This window comes from Grimontia sp. AD028, from assembly GCF_000973155.1.
GTDB lineage: Bacteria > Pseudomonadota > Gammaproteobacteria > Enterobacterales > Vibrionaceae > Enterovibrio > Enterovibrio indicus.
Genome location: NZ_LASY01000008.1, coordinates 96,715 through 115,851 on the forward strand (window position 1 = coordinate 96,715; position 19,137 = coordinate 115,851).

The 19,137-nt window shown below is 52.0% G+C and carries 19 protein-coding genes; all 19 read left to right on the forward strand.

The genetic code is table 11. The features are described from left to right. Positions 1-11: 11 nt before the first annotated feature. The 19 genes from fliE to RN22_RS02305 all read left to right on the forward strand — a co-directional run bounded on the left by fliE (position 12) and on the right by RN22_RS02305 (position 19,091). A complete protein-coding gene (gene fliE / locus RN22_RS02215) occupies positions 12-323 on the forward strand; it encodes a flagellar hook-basal body complex protein FliE (RefSeq protein ID WP_046302917.1) in 312 nt (103 codons plus the stop codon). A 15-nt stretch (positions 324-338) separates the two neighbouring features. Then, entirely contained in the window at positions 339-2,099 is a 1,761-nt protein-coding gene (gene fliF, locus RN22_RS02220) for a flagellar basal-body MS-ring/collar protein FliF (protein WP_046302918.1), read from the forward strand. Further along, on the forward strand, positions 2,092-3,132 hold the full coding sequence (gene fliG, locus RN22_RS02225) for a flagellar motor switch protein FliG (RefSeq protein ID WP_046302919.1): 1,041 nt from the start codon (positions 2,092-2,094) through the stop codon (positions 3,130-3,132). The genes fliF and fliG overlap by 8 nt, the downstream gene beginning before the upstream one ends. A gap of 58 nt (positions 3,133-3,190) precedes the next feature. Further along, entirely contained in the window at positions 3,191-4,210 is a 1,020-nt protein-coding gene (gene fliH / locus RN22_RS02230) for a flagellar assembly protein FliH (protein ID WP_046302920.1), read from the forward strand. Beyond that, the gene (gene fliI / locus RN22_RS02235) at positions 4,194-5,510 is read left to right on the forward strand and encodes a flagellar protein export ATPase FliI (RefSeq protein WP_002537870.1); all 1,317 of its coding nucleotides are present in this window, start codon (positions 4,194-4,196) and stop codon (positions 5,508-5,510) included. The genes fliH and fliI overlap by 17 nt, the downstream gene beginning before the upstream one ends. Before the next feature lie 7 nt (positions 5,511-5,517). After that, complete coding sequence (gene fliJ, locus RN22_RS02240) at positions 5,518-5,967, forward strand: flagellar export protein FliJ (protein ID WP_002537869.1); 450 nt, start codon at positions 5,518-5,520, stop codon at positions 5,965-5,967. Positions 5,968-6,056: 89 nt separating this feature from the next. After that, a complete protein-coding gene (locus RN22_RS02245) occupies positions 6,057-8,006 on the forward strand; it encodes a flagellar hook-length control protein FliK (protein WP_046302921.1) in 1,950 nt (649 codons plus the stop codon). Positions 8,007-8,071: 65 nt separating this feature from the next. Next, positions 8,072-8,569: a flagellar basal body-associated protein FliL gene (gene fliL / locus RN22_RS02250; protein WP_002537867.1), complete on the forward strand. Its 498-nt coding sequence runs from the start codon at positions 8,072-8,074 to the stop codon at positions 8,567-8,569. 7 nt (positions 8,570-8,576) lie between these two features. Further along, on the forward strand, positions 8,577-9,644 hold the full coding sequence (fliM, locus tag RN22_RS02255) for a flagellar motor switch protein FliM (RefSeq protein ID WP_046302922.1): 1,068 nt from the start codon (positions 8,577-8,579) through the stop codon (positions 9,642-9,644). A gap of 21 nt (positions 9,645-9,665) precedes the next feature. Beyond that, entirely contained in the window at positions 9,666-10,055 is a 390-nt protein-coding gene (gene fliN / locus RN22_RS02260) for a flagellar motor switch protein FliN (protein WP_005506661.1), read from the forward strand. 121 nt (positions 10,056-10,176) lie between these two features. Beyond that, positions 10,177-10,566 (forward strand): flagellar biosynthetic protein FliO, encoded by a 390-nt coding sequence (fliO, locus tag RN22_RS02265; protein WP_046302923.1) that lies wholly within the window; start codon positions 10,177-10,179, stop codon positions 10,564-10,566. Beyond that, entirely contained in the window at positions 10,556-11,389 is an 834-nt protein-coding gene (gene fliP, locus RN22_RS02270) for a flagellar type III secretion system pore protein FliP (RefSeq protein WP_046302924.1), read from the forward strand. The genes fliO and fliP overlap by 11 nt, the downstream gene beginning before the upstream one ends. Positions 11,390-11,398: 9 nt before the next feature. Continuing rightward, the gene (fliQ, locus tag RN22_RS02275; protein ID WP_002537861.1) at positions 11,399-11,668 is read left to right on the forward strand and encodes a flagellar biosynthesis protein FliQ; all 270 of its coding nucleotides are present in this window, start codon (positions 11,399-11,401) and stop codon (positions 11,666-11,668) included. 13 nt (positions 11,669-11,681) lie between these two features. After that, positions 11,682-12,479, forward strand: coding sequence for a flagellar biosynthetic protein FliR (gene fliR, locus RN22_RS02280; protein WP_046302925.1), 798 nt, complete (start codon positions 11,682-11,684; stop codon positions 12,477-12,479). Next, a complete protein-coding gene (gene flhB / locus RN22_RS02285; protein WP_046302926.1) occupies positions 12,479-13,612 on the forward strand; it encodes a flagellar biosynthesis protein FlhB in 1,134 nt (377 codons plus the stop codon). Before fliR ends, flhB begins: the two co-directional genes overlap by 1 nt. Positions 13,613-13,730: 118 nt before the next feature. Continuing rightward, on the forward strand, positions 13,731-15,836 hold the full coding sequence (gene flhA / locus RN22_RS02290; RefSeq protein ID WP_002537856.1) for a flagellar biosynthesis protein FlhA: 2,106 nt from the start codon (positions 13,731-13,733) through the stop codon (positions 15,834-15,836). Between the two features lie 31 nt (positions 15,837-15,867). After that, entirely contained in the window at positions 15,868-17,496 is a 1,629-nt protein-coding gene (gene flhF / locus RN22_RS02295; protein ID WP_046302927.1) for a flagellar biosynthesis protein FlhF, read from the forward strand. Beyond that, positions 17,489-18,376 carry a MinD/ParA family protein gene (locus RN22_RS02300; protein ID WP_046302928.1) on the forward strand — a complete coding sequence of 296 codons (888 nt, stop codon included), beginning with the start codon at positions 17,489-17,491 and terminating at the stop codon, positions 18,374-18,376. The genes flhF and RN22_RS02300 overlap by 8 nt, the downstream gene beginning before the upstream one ends. Further along, positions 18,369-19,091, forward strand: a complete 723-nt coding sequence (locus RN22_RS02305; protein ID WP_039849820.1) for an RNA polymerase sigma factor FliA — start codon at positions 18,369-18,371, stop codon at positions 19,089-19,091. The genes RN22_RS02300 and RN22_RS02305 overlap by 8 nt, the downstream gene beginning before the upstream one ends. Positions 19,092-19,137 lie beyond the last annotated feature (46 nt).

The following is a 19,137-nucleotide window of genomic DNA, read 5'->3' on the forward strand; positions in this document are numbered from 1 at the left end:
GAGGACGACCTATGAAAATTAACCCGATGCAGCATGAAATGCAGACCATGGCATTGGAAGCGCAGAACATGTCACGTGCTGCGACTGGTCAACAAGTCTCTCAAGACTTTGGCGAACTTTTGTCCGGTGCCATCAATTCTGTGAATGGCATTCAAAAGACGTCCAGTGAGTTGGCGACACGTTTTGACGAAGGCGACCGCAGCGTCAGCCTCTCAGACGTGATGATTGCGCGTAACAAGTCCAGCGTTGCTTTTGAAGCAACGGTGCAGACCCGCAACAAGCTGGTCGAAGCGTACAAAGAACTGATGAACATGCCTGTTTAACGTAGGACGTAACCTGTGGCGGAAGACAACGACAACACACAACTCGCTCTAAACGATGGTGCAGCAGCATTACCTGCCACCACCGATGGCGGATCGTCGCTTGCCGATCCGGACATGATGGAGCGAAATGTCACCCCAACCGGTCCACTGGGTGGGATTGATATTGCACGCCAACTGATCCTCGTTGCAGCCGTCGCTATTTGTATTTCTCTTGTTGTGCTGCTTTTCCTTTGGGTTCAAGAACCAGAAATGCGCCCGTTGGGCACCTACGAAACGGAAGAGCTGATCCCGGTTCTTGACCATCTTGACCAACAGAAAATCGATTACAAGCTGGAAGGCAACACGATTCGTGTGCCTGCGAAAGATTACTCGACCATCAAACTCAACCTCAGCCGTGCCGGTCTGAATTCTGTTACCGAGGCCGGTGACGATATTCTGATGCAGGACATGGGTTTTGGTGTTTCTCAGCAACTTGAACGTGAGCGTCTTAAACTGAGCCGAGAACGTCAGCTTGCAGCAGCGATTGAGAAAATCCGTGCAGTCAGCAAAGCCCGCGTGCTGTTGGCGATGCCAAAACAAAGTGTGTTCGTTCGCCACAACCAAGAAGCTTCCGCAACCGTGTTCCTTACCGTGCGCGGTACCACTCAGCTGGGTCAGGAAGAAGTGGACTCGATTGTTGATATGGTGGCGTCTGCAGTACCAAGCCTGAAGCCTTCCAGAGTGACAGTGACTGACCAACATGGCCGTTTGCTAAGTTCAGGCAGTCAGGACCCAATGGCTTCTCAACGCCGCAAAGAATATGAGTTGGAGCGCAAGCAAGAACAGGCGCTTAGAGACAAAATTGACGCGATTCTGATCCCCGTTCTGGGCTTGGGTAATTACACCTCTCAGGTCGATGTCACTATGGATTTCAGCTCCATTGAAGAAACCCGTAAGCGTTTCGACCCGGCTACGTCCTCGACCAGAAGCGAATACACCCGTGAGAACTACAACAATACCGACTATGTTGCCGGTATTCCGGGCGCGTTGAGTAACCAGCCACCCGCTGATTCAGCGATTCCGCAAGACGTGCAGGATCTGAAAAACGGCGGTGCGGGTGACAAGGGTTCACTCAGCCGCGAAGCGACCCGAAACTACGAGCTGGATACTACGATCAGTCACCGCCGCGGACAGACAGGCACCATTGCCCGTCAAACGGTGTCAGTGGCCGTGGATTACATTGCTTCCACCAATCCTGAAACCGGTGAAATTACCCGTACGCCTGTTGGAGACGCAGAGCTGGAAAAAATCCGCCGCCTGCTTGTCGGTGGTGTAGGCTACGCGCAAAACCGCGGCGATATTCTGGAAGTGATTTCCGTACCGTTCGTGACGCCGGAAGAAGTGGCCTTGGGTGACGTGCCAATCTGGGAACACCAGAACTTCAACGACTGGGTGCGTTGGCTGGCGGCCTCTCTGGTTATCATAGTGGTGGTATTGGTGTTGATTCGCCCAGCGATGTCCAAACTTATCAACCCAGCGAAAGACGACGACAGCTTACTGGGACCAAACGGCGAGATGCTGGGGCCAGATGGCTTGCCTCTCAGCCCAGACGACGATATTGGCCTGATTGGTGCAGAGCTCGATGGCTCGAACAACTTCGGCATGAGTTCTTCGAACCTGAACCTGCCAGACCTCCATAAAGATGAAGACCTGCTGAAAGCAGTTCGGGCACTGGTTGCCAATGAACCTGATTTGGCAGCTCAGGTAGTGAAAAGCTGGGTAAGCAACGATGGCTAAAGACGAAAAAGACTTACCTGCGAACACCTTTGATGTGTCGCAGCTATCAGGCATAGAAAAGGCCTCTATTCTCCTTCTCAGTCTCACTGAGCAGGACGCAGCCAGCATCATCCGCCACCTTGAACCAAAACAGGTTCAGAAGGTGGGTAGTGCCATGACCCAGTTGGCTGATCTTAATCAGGACAAAGTGAATGCTGTCCATCGCGCCTTCCTTGAAGACATTCAGGGCTACACGGCTATTGGCATGGGCAGTGAAGACTTCGTTCGTAATGCTCTGGTTGCAGCATTGGGTGAGGACAAAGCCAACAATCTGGTTGATCAGATTGTGCTTGGCAGTGGCTCAAAAGGCCTCGATTCACTCAAATGGATGGATCCTCGTCAGGTGGCTTCCATCATCATCAACGAACACCCGCAGATCCAGACCATCGTACTTTCTTACCTGGAACCGGAGCAGTCAGCGGTTATTCTTTCTCAGTTTGCCGAACGTGATGCCCTCGATTTGGTGATGCGTATTGCCAACCTTGAAGAAGTTCAGCCTGCGGCACTGCATGAGCTGAATGAAATCATGGAGAAACAGTTCGCGGGTCAAGCAGGTGCACAGGCCGCGAAGATTGGTGGCCTGAAAGCGGCTGCCGATATCATGAACTACATGGACAACGCGCTCGAGTCTGCGCTGATGGAGCAAATTGGTCAGAACGACGAAGAAATGGCATCGCAAATTCAGGATCTCATGTTCGTCTTCGACAACCTGGCAGACGTGGACGACCGCGGTATTCAGGCTATCCTCAAAGACGTTCCTCAGGAAGCACTGCTCAAAGCTCTCAAGGGTGCAGAGGAAGGGCTCCGCGACAAGATTTTGGGCAACATGTCGAAACGTGCTGCAGAAATGCTGCAGGACGATCTCGAAGCCATGGGTCCAATTCGCGTGGCAGATGTGGAAGCGGCGCAGAAAGAAATTCTGTCTGTGGCACGCAAACTGGCCGATGCTGGCGAAATCATGCTGGCGAGCGGCGGTGCGGACGAATTCCTGTAATTCCGTACTTTTTGTCCAATCAACCAAGCTTGAACACAGCGTTTTATAAGGTAACAGCATGAGTTTAGAACGTCGTCGCGGATACATTCGCGCAAGCGAGCAAACAGAAGACGTTCTGGAGCGTTGGGACATCCCTAACTATGACCCAGCGAATGCCCCTCCGCGCGATACCGCAATGAACTACGATCCGGGTTGGGAACCTGCTGAACTGGAAGAAGACGACCAGGAGCCTGAACTCGATCTTTCCATGCTGACTGCTGATGCGCTTGAGCAAATCCGCCAATCTGCTGTTGAAGAAGGTATGGCAGAAGGGCGTGAAGCGGGCTTTACCGAAGGCAAAGAAGCGGGCTTTGAAGAAGGCAAAACAGAAGGCTTTGATGCAGGTAAGGAAGAAGGCTATCAGCAAGGCATGGAAGAAGGTCAGCAGTTAATTGAAAACCGCTGTCACCAACTTGATGCCATTCTTTCCAAGCTAGCATTCCCTTTGGTACAGGTTGATCATCAGGTACAAAACCAGATGGTTGAACTGGTGCTGCACTTAGCAAAAGCCGTGATTCAAACTGAAGTGCAAACCAATCCCCAGGTGATCCTTAACACCTTACGTGAGGCCGTCAATGCGCTGCCGATGAGTGGGCGTCAAATTACCATTTACCTCCATCCGGAAGATCTGGATGTGGTGACAACCGCGCACAATGTTGAATCCCTTCGCGACCGCGAATGGCGTTTGATTGCAGAACCCTCGATTAACCGTGGTGATATTCAGGTGGCATGCGGCGACTCTGTGGTGGACTACCGCATGGAAGATCGCATCCGTGAAATGCTGACCCGATTTGCTGGCCAGAATATGGCGAGAGATCCAGAAGCACCTGCTGATGGCTTGGGTGCTGACGTTCTTCAAGGTGCAGACAAAGTGGTGACAGGTGAGATGCCTGAGCAGCCAGAAGAATCTTTGTCTGAACCACAGGACGCGCTCGCTTCTGCCGGTGAACCAGAACCAGCACAAGATGTTGAACCTGCCATCGAAGAAATTCCTGATGCAGACGTTCAGGCAGGAGAAGACGATGGTCAGCCTGTCTGAGCGCCTCGCCGCGCTGAAAACCGATAATCTTTCCACTCGTCCGGTAGCCTCAGGCAAACTGGTGCGTGTGGTTGGTCTGACTTTAGAAGCCATTGGTTGCCGCGCCCCGGTTGGCAGCCTGTGCAAAGTCGAAACCCTCAACGGCACCATTGAAGCCGAAGTTGTGGGCTTTTCTGGCGAAACCCTATATCTGATGCCAAGCGAGCAAATCTCCGGTGTATTACCGGGCGCGCGCGTCACCCCTATGGTTGGCGAACAGGGCATTCCTGTTGGCCTAGAGTTACTTGGTCGCGTCATTGATGGTGTGGGCAATCCGCTGGATGGACTGGGGGATATCTTTACCGGACAAACGGCGCCTTTTACGCCTGCGGCCATCAACCCACTGGCAAGAAAGCCTATTGATACACCGCTGGATGTCGGCATTAAAGCCATCAATGGCCTGTTAACCGTAGGTAAAGGTCAGCGTATTGGTCTGTTTGCTGGCTCTGGTGTCGGTAAATCGGTGACGCTCGGCATGATGACCCGAGGCACGACTGCACAGGTAGTTGTGGTGGGGTTGATTGGTGAGCGTGGCCGTGAGGTGAAAGAATTCATTGATGAAATCCTTGGCAAAGAAGGCCGTGAGCGCTCAGTGGTGATTGCGGCCCCTGCCGATGCGTCACCTTTGATGCGTTTAAAGGGCTGTCAGACTGCACTCACTATTGCCGAGTTTTTCCGTGATCAGGGTTTGGATGTCCTGCTTCTTATGGACTCACTGACCCGATTCGCTCAGGCGCAGCGCGAGATTGCGTTGTCTGTTGGCGAACCGCCTGCCACCAAAGGTTACCCGCCTTCGGTGTTTGCGAAACTGCCTGCACTGGTAGAACGTGCGGGTAACGGCAATGAAGGGCAGGGCTCTATCACGGCATTCTTTACCGTGTTAACCGAAGGGGATGACCTGCAGGATCCTATCGCAGATGCTGCGCGTGCGATTCTTGATGGTCACATTGTACTGTCCCGTGAAATGGCAGACGCTGGGCATTATCCGGCGATCGATGTCGAACGCTCAGTCAGTCGTGTGATGCCTAATATTGTTGATGACGAACATATGCTGATGGCGCGAGCTGTGCGGCAAGTGCTTTCCGTGTGTCGTAAAAATCAGGATTTGGTGTCGATTGGCGCGTATAAGCCGGGCACCGATCAAGGGATCGATCAGGCGTTCACCCTCAAACCCCGTTTGGACATGTATCTGCAACAGGGGATGAAAGATGTGGTGCCTTACGACATGTGCGTCAACATGCTGCGTTCAACGCTTCAGTAGGTGAGCCATGTCTGAAGCCGCAATGAACCTTCTGATCGACCAAGCCAAAGAGCAGGAACAACAGGCTCAGCTGGCTTTGGTAGCTGCCCAGCAAGAACTTCAAAATTACCACCTTCAGGTAGAACAGATTGAGCGTTACCGTCTGGATTACTTCCGCCAAATGTCCGAGCGTGGACAGGCGGGCCTGAGTGCCAGCAGCTATGGTCACTTGAACCGCTTTATTGTCCAACTGGATGAAACACTGGCAAAACAACGCCAGGCTGCAATGGATTTCGAAGACAATGTCGAGCAGTGCCGAGAGCACTGGCAGCAATGTCGACAGAAAACCAAGTCCCTCGAATGGCTGGTTGAAAAACGCCAGAACGAAGCAAAAATGCGGGCTGAACGTCTGGAGCAAAAACAGATGGACGAGTTCGCCACCCTCATTTATACCCGTCAAAATGCCACGAAATTCTAAGCTGGCCTGATAATTGCTTTTACCTTTGTAACACGTTGCCGGGCAAGGTTGCCGGCGTCAAACGATAAAGAATCTGAAGCGGGATAATTATGAGCCAAACCAGTTTCTTACTTTCCGGTTTATCAAGCAGCAAAGCCCCTGTTGGGGAGGGTAAAGCTGTCATGTCTCCAGAAGTGTCTGAAAGTGAAGGAGAAGGTTTCTTTGCACAACTGACGCAGCTGGTTTCTGGTGATGGTGAAGCCGACGTGGTTGTTGGTGAAAAAGCTGTTTCTGCCGAAGGTGATGCTGCGAGTGAAGAGGCGATTAATGCCGCTTTGACGAAAGCACTCGCCAGTGGCGAAGGTGAAGATGCCGAAAAGTTGGCGCTGGACGAAGTGATTTTTGACGCTGAAGGCGAAGAAGTCGTCACCAAGCCAGTGGCAAACGGAGAAGCTGAAGAACAGGTGCTGAAAGCCACGGCTTCTGAGGAAAATGGCGAAGACGCTGTTGTGACACGTCAACAGGTCGCTAAGCAAGATGGCGAAGTCTTGTTGCAGCGCCTTAATGAGTCCAATCAGGCACTTCAGGCCAAACCCGATACCTCATCACCAGAACTTAAAGCCGTGCAGGTTGAACCCGTGATGGCTGATGGCAAAAGCTTGCCGCCACAGAAAGCCAACACCGAAGTTATGCCTGAAGAGGTAAAACCCGCGTTGGCAATACAGGCTGAAATGCTAAAGCCAGCATTGGCAAAGGGGGCTTCTCAGCTTGATACAGAAACACAGGTAGATGGCGCCAAGCCAGCATTGGATAAAGCTGTTGAAGCCGAAGTGGATGCCTTGCTTTCTAAGCCAGTCAATATGCTCACCGATGAAGAAAAAGTTGTCATTCAACAACTGGTTGCCAAGGTAGAAGCGGATTCCCTGAACGTTTCACCCGTAAAAAGCAGTGTTGAGGCTGATGCCAAACCTCTGAGCGACGCAGAACTGATTGCGGCAGTGGATACCCTTCGCGCATCGACAGCACAAGAAATCACACAACCCGATTCACCGATTGTCGCAGCGCCGGTAGTGGCTCAGGCAGCTTCAATGGTAGCCGCGAACGGTGACGTGGAAATTACACCGGAAATGATGGCGAAAGCCAGTCAGTCACCTGAGTGGGCGGGAACAAAAGCCCAGCAGGATATGATGATGCGAGCCCAAATGGCGGCAGCATCGACGATGAATGGTGAGCCAGAGAAAGCACTCGCGGCAGAACTGCAGGCGAAAGGGTTAACGCCGACTGCACAGGCAAACATGAGTCAAGCCGCCTCTGCGGTACAAGCAGCGGTGAACCCTCAAGCTCAGCAAACTACCCCAATGTCAGCGTTTGCCGCAATCCCATGGACGCCGGCAGGGATGCAAAATAGTGCTAACCAACCACAGCCTGCAGCCAGCCAAGCAGTACTTGAAGCGACAGCCGCCCAACAGTTGACGGAAACCGCGCGTCCGGGTGAAGCAAAAGCGGATCACCTTGCTCAGCAACTGGCCTCAAGCTTTGGTCAGCAAGCGGGAACCACAGCAGCAAAACTGGATGCCGCAGCGGCGCAAACACCGTTACAAATGAGCCAAAACCAGACAGAAGCGGCGAATGCCTTGTCTGAGCGCGTCAACATGATGATGTCGAAAAACCTCAAGCATGTGGATATTCGTCTCGACCCACCTGAATTGGGCAGGCTGCAAATCAAACTGTCGGTGAATAACGATCAGGCTTCGGTGCAGTTTACGGTGGCGAATCAGGCCGCAAGGGATTTGGTGGAACAGTCCATGCCGCGTCTTCGTGAAATGATGCAGCAGCAAGGTCTGCAATTGTCCCAGTCCTCTGTTCAACATCAGGATGCAGGCGGCAGACAGCAATTTGCAGGTAACCAAGCCCAGCAGGGTGAAGGTCAGAGCGGGCAGAGTGGACAAGGTGACTCATCTCGATTTGGCAGGGGAAATGAACAGGACGCAGATCACTCTGTGGTAAACACTGAGCTCTATGTCAATACATCAAAAGATCGTGTTGACTATTATGCTTAATGTAGCATTCTTGCTGCGCTTGTTTTGAAACTGGAAATCGAATTAACCCGAAACTGAGGTGAATCATGGCAGATGAAGATATTGAAGCTGGCGGCGGTGGTGGCGGTAAAAAGAAACTGATCATTATCATCGTGGCGGCAGTGTTGTTACTCGGTGGTGGTGCAGGTGCTTTCTTTTTCCTGATGGGCGGTGAAAGCGCGCCACAGGAAGACATTGTGATTGAAGAGCCTGAACCAGTGAACCTTCAAGCAATTTACGTTACGTTACCGCAGCCTTTTGTGTTTAACGTAACCGGCGACATGCAACAACGGTTGGTACAAGTTAAAGTTCAGCTGTTGGTGCGTGGCGACCAGAACGAAACATTGGCGAAGCAGAATTTGCCTTTGGTTGAGCACAGCCTTCTGACAACGTTCGGGGCGGCAACCGTTGAGCAACTGCGCACGCCGCAAGGACAGGTGGAAGTCCGCAAGCAGGCTGTCGATACCGTGCAGGCTGCAATGGAAAAAGTCACCGGCAAAACAGTGGTTGAGCGGGTGTTATTTACTGGCTTTGTAATGCAATAGGTGCAATGTGACCGATCTCCTCAGTCAAGACGAAATTGATGCGCTTCTTCATGGTGTAGACGACGTTGAAGAAGAGGAACAGGATTCCGGCGGCGGTGGCGGCGATATCGCCTCGGCCTCGAATTTTGACTTCTCTTCTCAAGACCGAATCGTCCGTGGGCGCATGCCCACCCTGGAGCTGATAAACGAGCGATTTGCGCGTCATATGCGTATCAGCTTGTTTAACATGCTGCGCAAAACGGCTGAAGTGTCGATTAACGGGGTACAAATGGTGAAGTTTGGTGAATACCAAAACACCCTGTTTGTCCCAACCAGTTTGAACATGGTTCGCTTCCGTCCGCTGAAAGGGACCGCGTTGGTCACCATGGAAGCGCGCCTGGTGTTCATTCTGGTAGAAAACTTCTTTGGTGGTGACGGTCGATTCCACGCACGTATCGAAGGGCGCGAATTTACCCCAACCGAGCGTCGTGTCATTCAAATGCTGCTCAAGCTGATATTTGAAGACTACAAAGACGCTTGGGCACCGGTCATGAAGGTCGAGTTCGAATATCTCGACTCAGAAGTGAACCCGGCGATGGCGAACATCGTGAGCCCGACAGAAGTGATTGTTGTGAGCTCATTCCACATCGAGCTTGATGGTGGTGGCGGTGATTTCCACGTTGTCATGCCTTATTCCATGGTCGAGCCTATCCGTGAATTGCTCGACGCAGGTATCCAGAGTGACAAGATGGATACCGACAAGCGCTGGTCGAAAGCGCTGCAGGATGAAGTGATGGATGTGGAAGTGGGGCTGACGGCTAAGCTGCTGGAAACCCAACTGTCACTCCGTGATTTGATGGAGTTGGAAGCCGGTGATGTGATTCCGGTAAAAATGCCGGATGCCTGCACGATTTATATTGAAGACTTGCCGACCTTCCGGGGCAAGATGGGCCAGTCAAACGACAATCTGGCGATTAAGATCACTGACAAACTCAAACGACCGGAAGTGATGAAGAGTTCAGTGACCTTGTTAGAAGACGATCCAATCGAGCTGCTTGAAGACTTGGGCACCGATGGACAAAATTCTGAAGATTAATTAATACGTTGGTAGATAATCATGAGTGATGTAGAAGACGATTGGGCTGCAGCGCTTGCCGAACAGGCGGAAGTGGAAGGCGGTGATGATGTACAAACTGCCCCTTTAGATGAGTTGGTCGATGAAACACCACCCATCAATGCGGATGAAGCCCGAAAGCTGGACGCGATTCTTGATATTCCGGTGACCATTTCGATGGAAGTGGGACGCACCAACATCAACATTCGTAACCTGCTTCAGCTGAACCAAGGCTCGGTGGTCGAGTTGGACCGTCTGGCCGGTGAGTCACTGGATGTGCTGGTTAACGGAACCCTGATTGCCCATGGCGAAGTCGTGGTGGTGAACGACAAGTTCGGTATCCGACTCACTGACGTTATCAGCCAAACAGAACGAATTAAAAAGCTGCGTTAACGACAACCCCTTCGCTTGTTGAATGGAAGACGCCTGCCGCTTTGCGGTGGGCGTTTTTTTAGGCCTGGATTTTGCTTAAAGGGTGTATTACCCGAAAAACACAGGCTGAGAAAGAGAGTTCATGGTATTTCTGCGACGAGCTGTAATTGGATTGACGTTTGCCCCGGGCGCTTACGCCGCCGCGCCTGATGGCCAGGATCTGGCGACGACACTCGGTGCGTTAGTACTGGTGATTGGCGTGATCTTCGGCCTGGCTTGGGCGCTCAAACGCATGCAGGTTCCTTCGCTGATGGGCGCGAAATCTGGGCTGAAGGTGGTGAGCCAACTGCCGTTAGGCCAGAAAGAGCGTGTCGTGGTATTGGATGTGAACGGTGAGCAAGTGCTCGTGGGTGTCACACCTCAGCAAATCACGCTGATTAAATCATTGGAAAATCCGATCACTGAAGCGGAGTCCACCAAATCTTTCTCTTCCCAATTCAACCAGATTCTGAAGAAAAATGATGCGTCTTAAATCCGTCACTGCCATTTTTCTGGCGCTTTGCTGCTTTTTTGTCACCCCGTTTGCGCTGGCTGAAGAAGAGCCAGCTCCAGCGTCAGAAACCATTACTGAAACCCTGATCAACGATGCAGGCGAAGCCTCGATGATTCAGGCGCGCAACGGTGGCGGTATTCCTGCGCTGACCATGACCGTTAACCCGGATGGCAGCGAGGATTATTCGGTCACCCTGCAGATCCTGGCGTTGATGACAGCGCTCGGCTTCCTGCCAGCGATTGTTATCCTGATGACCTCTTTCACCCGTATCGTGGTGGTGATGGCGATTTTGCGTCAAGCCATGGGCTTGCAGCAGACACCATCGAATCAGGTGATCATCGGTATCGCCATGTTCCTGACCTTCTTCATCATGTCACCGGTGATTGACCGTATGAACGTGACCGCGGTGCAGCCTTATCTCAATGAAGAAATCACTTCACGCGAAGCGTTTGACCGTGTGCAGGTGCCCCTCCGTGAGTTCATGTTGCAACAGACGCGAGTCAAAGATCTCGAAACCTTTGTGAATATGTCTGGCTCACAAGTGACTGAAGCGGAAGAGGTACCGATGACGGTGCTTATCCCTGCGTTTATTACCTCAGAGCTGAAAACGGCGTTCCAGATAGGCTTTATGCTTTTCCTGCCGTTTTTGATTATCGACCTGGTGGTAGCCTCGGTACTGATGGCGATGGGTATGATGATGCTCTCGCCAATGATTGTATCACTGCCATTTAAGCTGATGTTGTTTGTGCTGGTGGACGGCTGGAACCTGATCCTGTCGACCCTCGCAGGCAGTTTCGGGTAGGAGTGAGCCATGGGACCAGAAGCGTTTGTCGAACTGTTCCAGGATGCCTTATACCTCATCCTGGTCATGGTTTGCGCCATTATCATTCCCGGTCTTATTGTTGGTTTGCTGGTGGCAATTTTCCAAGCTGCAACCTCAATTAACGAACAGACCTTAAGCTTCCTGCCGCGTTTGATTGCGACACTGGTTGCTCTGATGGTGTTTGGCCATTGGATGACGCGCATGCTGATGGAGTATTTCTTCCGCTTGATTGAAGAAATACCCCTGCTGCTTTACTGACTGAGCATCAGGCATGGAATACCCGGCAGATATCATTCTCAATTGGCTGGCACAGTACTTCTGGCCGTTTACGCGCATTTCATCAATGATGATGACGATGACGTTTTTCGGTGCCCGGTTTGTGCCGGTTCGAATCCGTTTGTATCTGTCTCTGGCTATCACCTTTGCGGTGATGCCCGCGCTTCCTCAAGTGCCTGAAACCATCCAGTTGGTTTCTTTTGGCGGCTTTGTGGTGTTGGCGCAACAAATCCTGATTGGCATCGCGATGGGGACGGTGACCCAGTTTGTGATTCAAACCTTCGTGTTGCTCGGTCAAATTATCGGTATGCAATCGAGCTTGGGTTTTGCCTCCATGGTCGACCCGGCCAACGGTCAGAACACCCCCTTGCTGGGTCAGTTCTATCTCTTCGTTGCCACCATGATTTTCCTTTCCACCGATGGACATCTTCAGATGCTCAATCTGGTGGTGATGAGTTTTAAAACCCTGCCAGTGGGTGAAATGCTGGGTGTTGCCGATTACCGCGCACTGGCGAGTTGGTTTGGCATCATGTTCAGTGTGGCGCTTGGCATGGCATTGGCGGGCATCATCGCTTTGCTGACGGTCAACCTCTCTTTCGGTGTCATGACCCGCGCCGCGCCTCAGTTGAACATATTCTCACTTGGTTTTTCGTTCGCCTTGCTGGTGGGCTTGTTGATCTGTATGTACCTGCTCAACGGCATTTTGCCGCATTACCTGAATCACTGGGACACAGGACTTAAGACTATCTGTGATCTTATCCGTCTCGAGTGTTATGTCGAGGGAGGTGCCTGATGGCAGAGAACGACGGTCAGGAACGCACAGAAGACGCGACGCCCCGAAGGCGACAGCAGGCGCGGGAGAAAGGTCAGGTACCGCGCTCAAGAGAACTGGCATCAGTCGCCGTGCTCGTCGTGGGCGCAGTGGCATTGATGTGGTTTGGCGAGAGTCTTGGCAAAGCCTTGATGGAGATGATGCGGAAGCTCTTCACGCTGACGCGGGAAGAGATATTTGATGTCACCTCGTTGGGGCTGATTTCTTACGGCGCGATATTCCATATTGTCTGGCCGATCACCTTTGTACTTTTGATGCTGTTTATCGCCGGTTTGATTGGTGCTTCCGCGCTTGGCGGGGTTTCTTTCTCTTGGGAAGCCGCCAGACCAAAGCTGTCCAAAATGAGCCCGTTGCAGGGCATCAAGCGCATGTTCGGCAAACAAAGTTGGGTTGAGCTTCTTAAGTCGATACTGAAAGTGGCGCTGGTGTCTGGTGTGGCTTTCTATCTGATGTGGGTGAGTCTTGATGATTTCTACCAACTGAACATCGAAACCTTCCCGACCAACCTCTATCACGCCCTCGATATTCTGCTGAATTTCGTATTGTTGATTTGTTGCTCCCTGCTGGTGGTCGTCGCGATAGATGTGCCTTTCCAAATCTGGCAGCACAACGAACAGCTCAAGATGACCAAGCAGGAAATCAAAGACGAATACAAGGAAACTGAAGGTAAGCCTGAGGTGAAAGGGCGGATCCGTATGCTTCAGCGCGAAATGGCACAACGGCGAATGATGGCAGAAGTGCCGTCTGCCGACGTTGTTATTACCAACCCGGAGCACTATTCGGTCGCGCTTCGCTATGACAGTAAAATTGACAAAGCACCGGTAGTTGTCGCCAAAGGTTCTGACTTCCTGGCGCTGAAAATCCGGGAAATTGCAGCAGAACATGACATCACGATTGTGCCGGCTCCACCGCTTGCCCGTGCGGTGTATTACAGCACGGAGCTTGAACAACAAATCCCTGACGGTCTGTTTACGGCTGTCGCCCAGCTGCTTGCTTACGTCTTCCAGCTTAAACAGTACAAGAAAGGTCGTGGACGACGGCCAAACCCGCTGGCGGATCAACAACTGCCAATACCGCCGGATTTACGTCGCTGATGTGATACTGCACTTTTTATTTGCCAATAACTTATTGATAAATAGGCAGAGTAAAACTGGTTCGTTTTTTGCTTCTGAGGTCTTCAGTGATTAAGCCCAGAAGAACCTAAAACGACACATGAAGCTTTCTTTGCCGTTCTACGACAAGGTACAGGACAAAAACCCATTCAAGCGAGGGAATGCATTCCCAGCGATTGGTGCACCGCTCCTCGTACTCTCAACCCTTGCGATGGTGGTGCTGCCTATGCCGCCGTTGCTGCTCGACCTGATGTTCTCTTTTAACATTGCCCTTTCTCTGGTCGTGCTGTTGGTTACCGTTTACACCCGTAGACCGCTCGATTTCGCCGCATTCCCGACAGTGTTGCTGATAGCTACCCTGATGCGACTGGCATTGAACGTGGCTTCCACTCGTGTGGTGCTGCTTCATGGCCATGAAGGCCCAGGCGCAGCGGGTCAGGTGATTGATGCGTTTGGTTCGGTGGTGATTGGCGGTAACTACGCCGTTGGTCTGGTGGTGTTCCTTATCCTGATGATCATCAACTTCATGGTTGTGACCAAAGGTGCGGGCCGTATCTCCGAAGTGAGCGCGCGCTTCACCCTCGACGCCTTGCCGGGTAAGCAAATGGCTATCGATGCGGATTTGAATGCTGGCCTGATTAATCAGGATCAGGCACGTACCCGTCGTCAGGAAGTCACCAAAGAAGCTGACTTCTACGGTTCGATGGACGGTGCGTCAAAATTCGTTAAAGGTGATGCCATCGCCGGTATTCTGATCCTGGCGATTAACATTATCGGTGGTCTCTCCATCGGTATGATTCAGCATGACGTCAGTTTCTCTGACGCGATTGAAATCTACACCCTTCTGACCATCGGTGATGGTCTGGTTGCTCAAATCCCTTCACTCTTGCTGTCGATTGGCGCCGCCATCATGGTGACCCGTCAGAACACTGACGAAGACATGGGTCAACAGCTGGTCTTCCAACTGGTAGATAACCCTCGTGCACTGATCATTGCGACCGGCATTCTGACCGTGATGGGTATTGTGCCTGGCATGCCTCACATTCCATTTTTAACGCTAGCGCTAGTTTGTGGTGGTTTCGCTTACTGGAAAACCAAAGAGCAAGCCCGAATCAAGAAAGAAGCGGAAGCCGCGCCGACCAAAGAAGTGGCACCGCCGAAGCCGAAAGAGCTGTCTTGGGACGACGTGCAGCCTGTTGATGTGATTGGTTTGGAAGTGGGTTATCGCTTGATCCCTATGGTTGACCGTGACCAAGGTGGTGAGTTGCTTGATCGCGTGAAAGGTGTACGTAAGAAGCTGTCGCAAGACTTCGGCTTCCTTATCCCTCCTGTCCACATCCGTGACAACCTGGAACTGCCACCGAACAGCTATCGCATTACTCTGATGGGCGTTGCGGTCGGTGAGGCGGATATCCGCCCTGACAAAGAACTGGCGATTAACCCGGGTCAGGTGTTTGGGCCGGTTGATGGTGAAGGCACGGTTGACCCGGCATTTGGACTGGAAGCGGTATGGATTGAAAAATCACAGCGTGAACATGCCCAGGCACTTGGCTACACGGTGGTTGATTCCGCGACCGTGCTGGCAACCCACTTAAGCCAGATGTTGACCAACAACGCTGAACGACTGCTGGGCCACGAAGAAGCGCAGAACCTTATTGATATGCTGGCTAAGCAATCACCTCGATTGGTGGAAGGCCTTATTCCTGATCAAATCACCCTTGGTGCTGTGGTCAAGGTTATGCAGAACCTTCTCAATGAAGCGATTCCTATCCGCGATGTACGGACTATTATACAGACACTCTCTGAGTACGCGCCGAAGAGTCAAGATCCCGACATTTTGACGGCGGCAGTCCGAATTTCACTGCGACGTCTGATTGTTCAGGAAATCAATGGGGTAGAGCCAGAATTGCCGGTTATTACTTTGGTTCCTGAACTGGAACAGATATTGCATAAAACTATGCAAGCGTCAGGTGGTGAATCAACCGGTATTGAACCGGGACTGGCAGAAAGATTGCAACAAAGTCTGTCAGAAGCAACCCAGCATCAGGAACTGCAAGGCGAACCAGCCGTTCTGCTGACTTCAGGGGTACTGCGTTCCACACTGGCGAAATTTGTGAAGAACACCATTCCGTCGCTGCGAGTCCTGTCTTATCAGGAAGTGCCGGATGAAAAACAAATAAGAATTGTAAGAGCGGTTGGCAACTGATGTGCGGCATCAGTAACTCAGGACGACGATTTTGAAGATTAAACGATTTTTTGCCAAAGACATGCGAACAGCGCTGGCCGAAGTGAAAGAAGCACTCGGCGCAGACGCAGTTATCATGTCCAACAAAAAAGTGACTGGCGGTGTCGAAATCGTGGCGGCAGTAGATACTGACGCACCAACCCGTGATGTGCGCAAAGAAGCGGCTAGAACGCAGATGGCGCAGAGCATGGACCGCGCTCAACAAACACGCCGGCTCGCTGACGATACTGTGCATCTGCGCCGTGACATCAGCAAAGAAGCTGCGCGCAAACCACTTGGCGGCGCACTGGGCAGCAAGTTCTCCAGCTTGCTTGACCGCTATCAGTCGCAACTGCCGGAAAATAGCGCAACCGATGAACCTCAGCAGGAAGCCGATTCTTTAAGCGCATTGTTGGCGCGTCAAAATGATGCCCGTCTTCGTCAAAACGAAAATACCTACAACGCTGCGCCTGCCCGCCGTCCGAATGGCCAAAATGGTCACAACGGACAGAACAACGGCAACCGCAACGGGGCAAACAACGGCAACAATGGTTTCTCCCGCGCTCAGCAACAGGCAAAAGGGCAAGAGATTGAGCGCCTGTTACGTCAAAAACGTGACGAGCAGGATCGCCGCGCACCGGGTCGCGATGACCGTTTTGAGTTGCGCACCGAACAGCGTCGTCAGCCTTCGCGTCAGGGCAACGAAGAAATTGAAGCGATGCGCAAAGAAATGGCGACGATTCGCAGCCTGCTTGAGCACCAGCTTTCCGGTCTGATGTGGCAGGAAGTGGAGCGCAAAGAACCGCTTCGCGCCATGCTGATCAAACGTCTGGAAAAAATGGGTATCTCTCCGGTACTGGCTGACCAGCTAGCGGGTTATATCCCAGAAGACACACCACCGAATGAAGCGTGGTCGGAGTTACTGGATTTAGTGGCAGATCAAGTCATTACCACCAGTGAGAACCTACTGGAGTCAGGCGGTGTGATTGCACTGCTTGGTCCTACCGGTGTGGGCAAAACAACGACCATCGCAAAACTAGCAGCCAGAGCCGCAATGGACTTCGGCCCTGAAGAAATTGCCCTTGTGACAACCGATACCTTCCGTATCGGCGCACATGAGCAATTGGCAACCTATGGCAGAATTTTGGGTTGCCCCGTAAAAGTTGCTAAAGATGCGGATGAACTGGCCGATATACTGTATCAGTTACGTCACCGTCGACTGATCCTGTTGGATACCGCAGGCATGGGCCAGCGAGATCTGAGGCTATCAGAACAACTTGATACTCTTATCCAAAACAGTGGTTCACATATCCGAAGCCTTCTTGTATTGCCAGCGACCTCTCAGCGTCGCGTGCTGCAGGAGACTATTGATCACTTCCGACGTATTCCCCTCTCCGGGTGTGTACTGACGAAGTTGGATGAATCCCTCAGTCTGGGGGAATTATTGAGTGTGACCATAGAAAACGCCCTTCCGGTTACCTATCTGGCTGATGGCCAGCGTGTACCCGAGGACATTCGCCAGGCAAGTGGGAGATACCTGGTTAACAAGGCGAGTGAACTGATGGATCAAGATTCAGAGCAGCGAAACCATTTCTGGAGTCATGATGTACCAGAGTCGAATGCGGCGGACTTTTATGATTGAGACAACCATGCATGATCAAGCAAGCGGCCTCCGCCGCCTGACCAACCCGACTCGCACCAAAGTTATTACTGTTACTGGTGGTAAAGGCGGGGTGGGTAAAACCAACATCACTTTGGGTATGGCAGCAGCCATGGCCAAGCAAGGTAAAAAAGTGATGGTGTTGGATGCTGACTTAGGATTGGCCAATGTCGACGTCCTGCTGGGCTTGCGGGTAGGTAAAAACCTCAGCCACGTGATGCAAGGCGTCTGCGACCTGAAAGACATTATTGTTGAAGGTCCACATGGCATGAAAATTATTCCTGCGTCCTCAGGCATGCGTGGAATGACAGAGTTGAGCACCGCGCAGCATGCAGGTCTTATCCGTGCATTCGGTACGCTTGAAGAAGATGTCGATGTACTGCTGGTGGACACCGCGGCAGGTATCTCTGACATGGTGTTGAGCTTCTCCCGCGCGGCGCAGGACGTATTGATTGTGGTTTGCGATGAGCCAACTTCTATCACTGATGCCTACGCCCTGATCAAGCTGCTGAGCCGTGAACATGGCGTGACCCGCTTCAAGGTTGTCGCCAACATGGTGCGCAGTTATCGCGAGGGTCGCGATTTATTTACAAAATTAACTCGTGTAACAGAAAGATTTTTAAATGCTAATCTAGAATTAGTAGCATGTGTTCCACTTGACGAGCATGTGCGTCAATCTGTGAAGAAGCAACGTGTCGTGATTGATGCGTTCCCTAAGTCTCCAGCCGCGCTTGCACTCAATGCGCTGGCAAACAAGGCCCTAACCTGGCCTGTGCCACGAAACCCGGGCGGACACTTAGAGTTTTTTGTTGAGAGACTGCTGGTTCGAGACGAAGCAGCGGGGGATTACCTCAGTGAATAGGGCGCTCACCTACAGCAGGACTGGAGCATCAACGGAGACGGTGTTTGAGCAATACTCCACATTAGTGAAGCGAATTGCCCACCACCTGATCGCCCGTTTGCCCCCGAATGTGCAGGTTGAAGATCTCATTCAGGCGGGCATGATTGGCCTGCTCGAAGCGCAACAAAACTACGACCCTTCAAAAGGGGCGAGTTTCGAAACCTATGCCGGTATCCGCATTCGCGGCGCGATGTTGGACGATATCCGCAAAGGTGACTGGGTACCGCGCTCGGTACATAAGAATAACCGTCAGATCAGCGAAGTGATTTCACAGCTGGAAGGCGAGTTAGGGCGAGACCCTAACGATAAAGAAATAGCGAAACGCCTGGGGATGAGTCTGGATCAATACTATCAGGCTCAAAACGACATCAATGCAGGCAGACTCATTGGTATCGATGATCTGGGCGTCTCAGAAGATGCTTTCGTAACAGAAAGTCATCGCGACGAAAACCTTCCCTTTGAGGAGGTTGCCGGGGATAGCTTCAAATCGCACTTAGCGAATGCCATCCGCGGACTTCCTGAAAGAGAAGCTTTGGTACTCTCTCTCTATTACGACGAGGAACTTAACCTCAAGGAGATAGGGGCCATTATCGGGGTGAGTGAATCCCGGGTTTGCCAGATACAAAATCAGGCAATGCAGCGGTTACGGACCAAGCTTTCCGCTTGGTCGAAGTAAGTTTCTACAATAATAAGGAACCTCACTGGAGGCCACTTTGAACACA

What these genes read in the sequence shown, in the direction of transcription:
- fliE (WP_046302917.1), top strand. Translation starts at nt 12, where the DNA reads ATGAAAATTAACCCGATGCAGCATGAAATGCAGACCATGGCATTGGAA.
- fliG (WP_046302919.1), top strand. Translation starts at nt 2,092, where the DNA reads ATGGCTAAAGACGAAAAAGACTTACCTGCGAACACCTTTGATGTGTCG.
- fliH (WP_046302920.1), top strand. Translation starts at nt 3,191, where the DNA reads ATGAGTTTAGAACGTCGTCGCGGATACATTCGCGCAAGCGAGCAAACA.
- fliI (WP_002537870.1), top strand. Translation starts at nt 4,194, where the DNA reads ATGGTCAGCCTGTCTGAGCGCCTCGCCGCGCTGAAAACCGATAATCTT.
- fliJ (WP_002537869.1), top strand. Translation starts at nt 5,518, where the DNA reads ATGTCTGAAGCCGCAATGAACCTTCTGATCGACCAAGCCAAAGAGCAG.
- RN22_RS02245 (WP_046302921.1), top strand. Translation starts at nt 6,057, where the DNA reads ATGAGCCAAACCAGTTTCTTACTTTCCGGTTTATCAAGCAGCAAAGCC.
- fliL (WP_002537867.1), top strand. Translation starts at nt 8,072, where the DNA reads ATGGCAGATGAAGATATTGAAGCTGGCGGCGGTGGTGGCGGTAAAAAG.
- fliN (WP_005506661.1), top strand. Translation starts at nt 9,666, where the DNA reads ATGAGTGATGTAGAAGACGATTGGGCTGCAGCGCTTGCCGAACAGGCG.
- fliO (WP_046302923.1), top strand. Translation starts at nt 10,177, where the DNA reads ATGGTATTTCTGCGACGAGCTGTAATTGGATTGACGTTTGCCCCGGGC.
- fliP (WP_046302924.1), top strand. Translation starts at nt 10,556, where the DNA reads ATGCGTCTTAAATCCGTCACTGCCATTTTTCTGGCGCTTTGCTGCTTT.
- fliQ (WP_002537861.1), top strand. Translation starts at nt 11,399, where the DNA reads ATGGGACCAGAAGCGTTTGTCGAACTGTTCCAGGATGCCTTATACCTC.
- fliR (WP_046302925.1), top strand. Translation starts at nt 11,682, where the DNA reads ATGGAATACCCGGCAGATATCATTCTCAATTGGCTGGCACAGTACTTC.
- flhB (WP_046302926.1), top strand. Translation starts at nt 12,479, where the DNA reads ATGGCAGAGAACGACGGTCAGGAACGCACAGAAGACGCGACGCCCCGA.
- flhA (WP_002537856.1), top strand. Translation starts at nt 13,731, where the DNA reads ATGAAGCTTTCTTTGCCGTTCTACGACAAGGTACAGGACAAAAACCCA.
- RN22_RS02300 (WP_046302928.1), top strand. Translation starts at nt 17,489, where the DNA reads ATGATTGAGACAACCATGCATGATCAAGCAAGCGGCCTCCGCCGCCTG.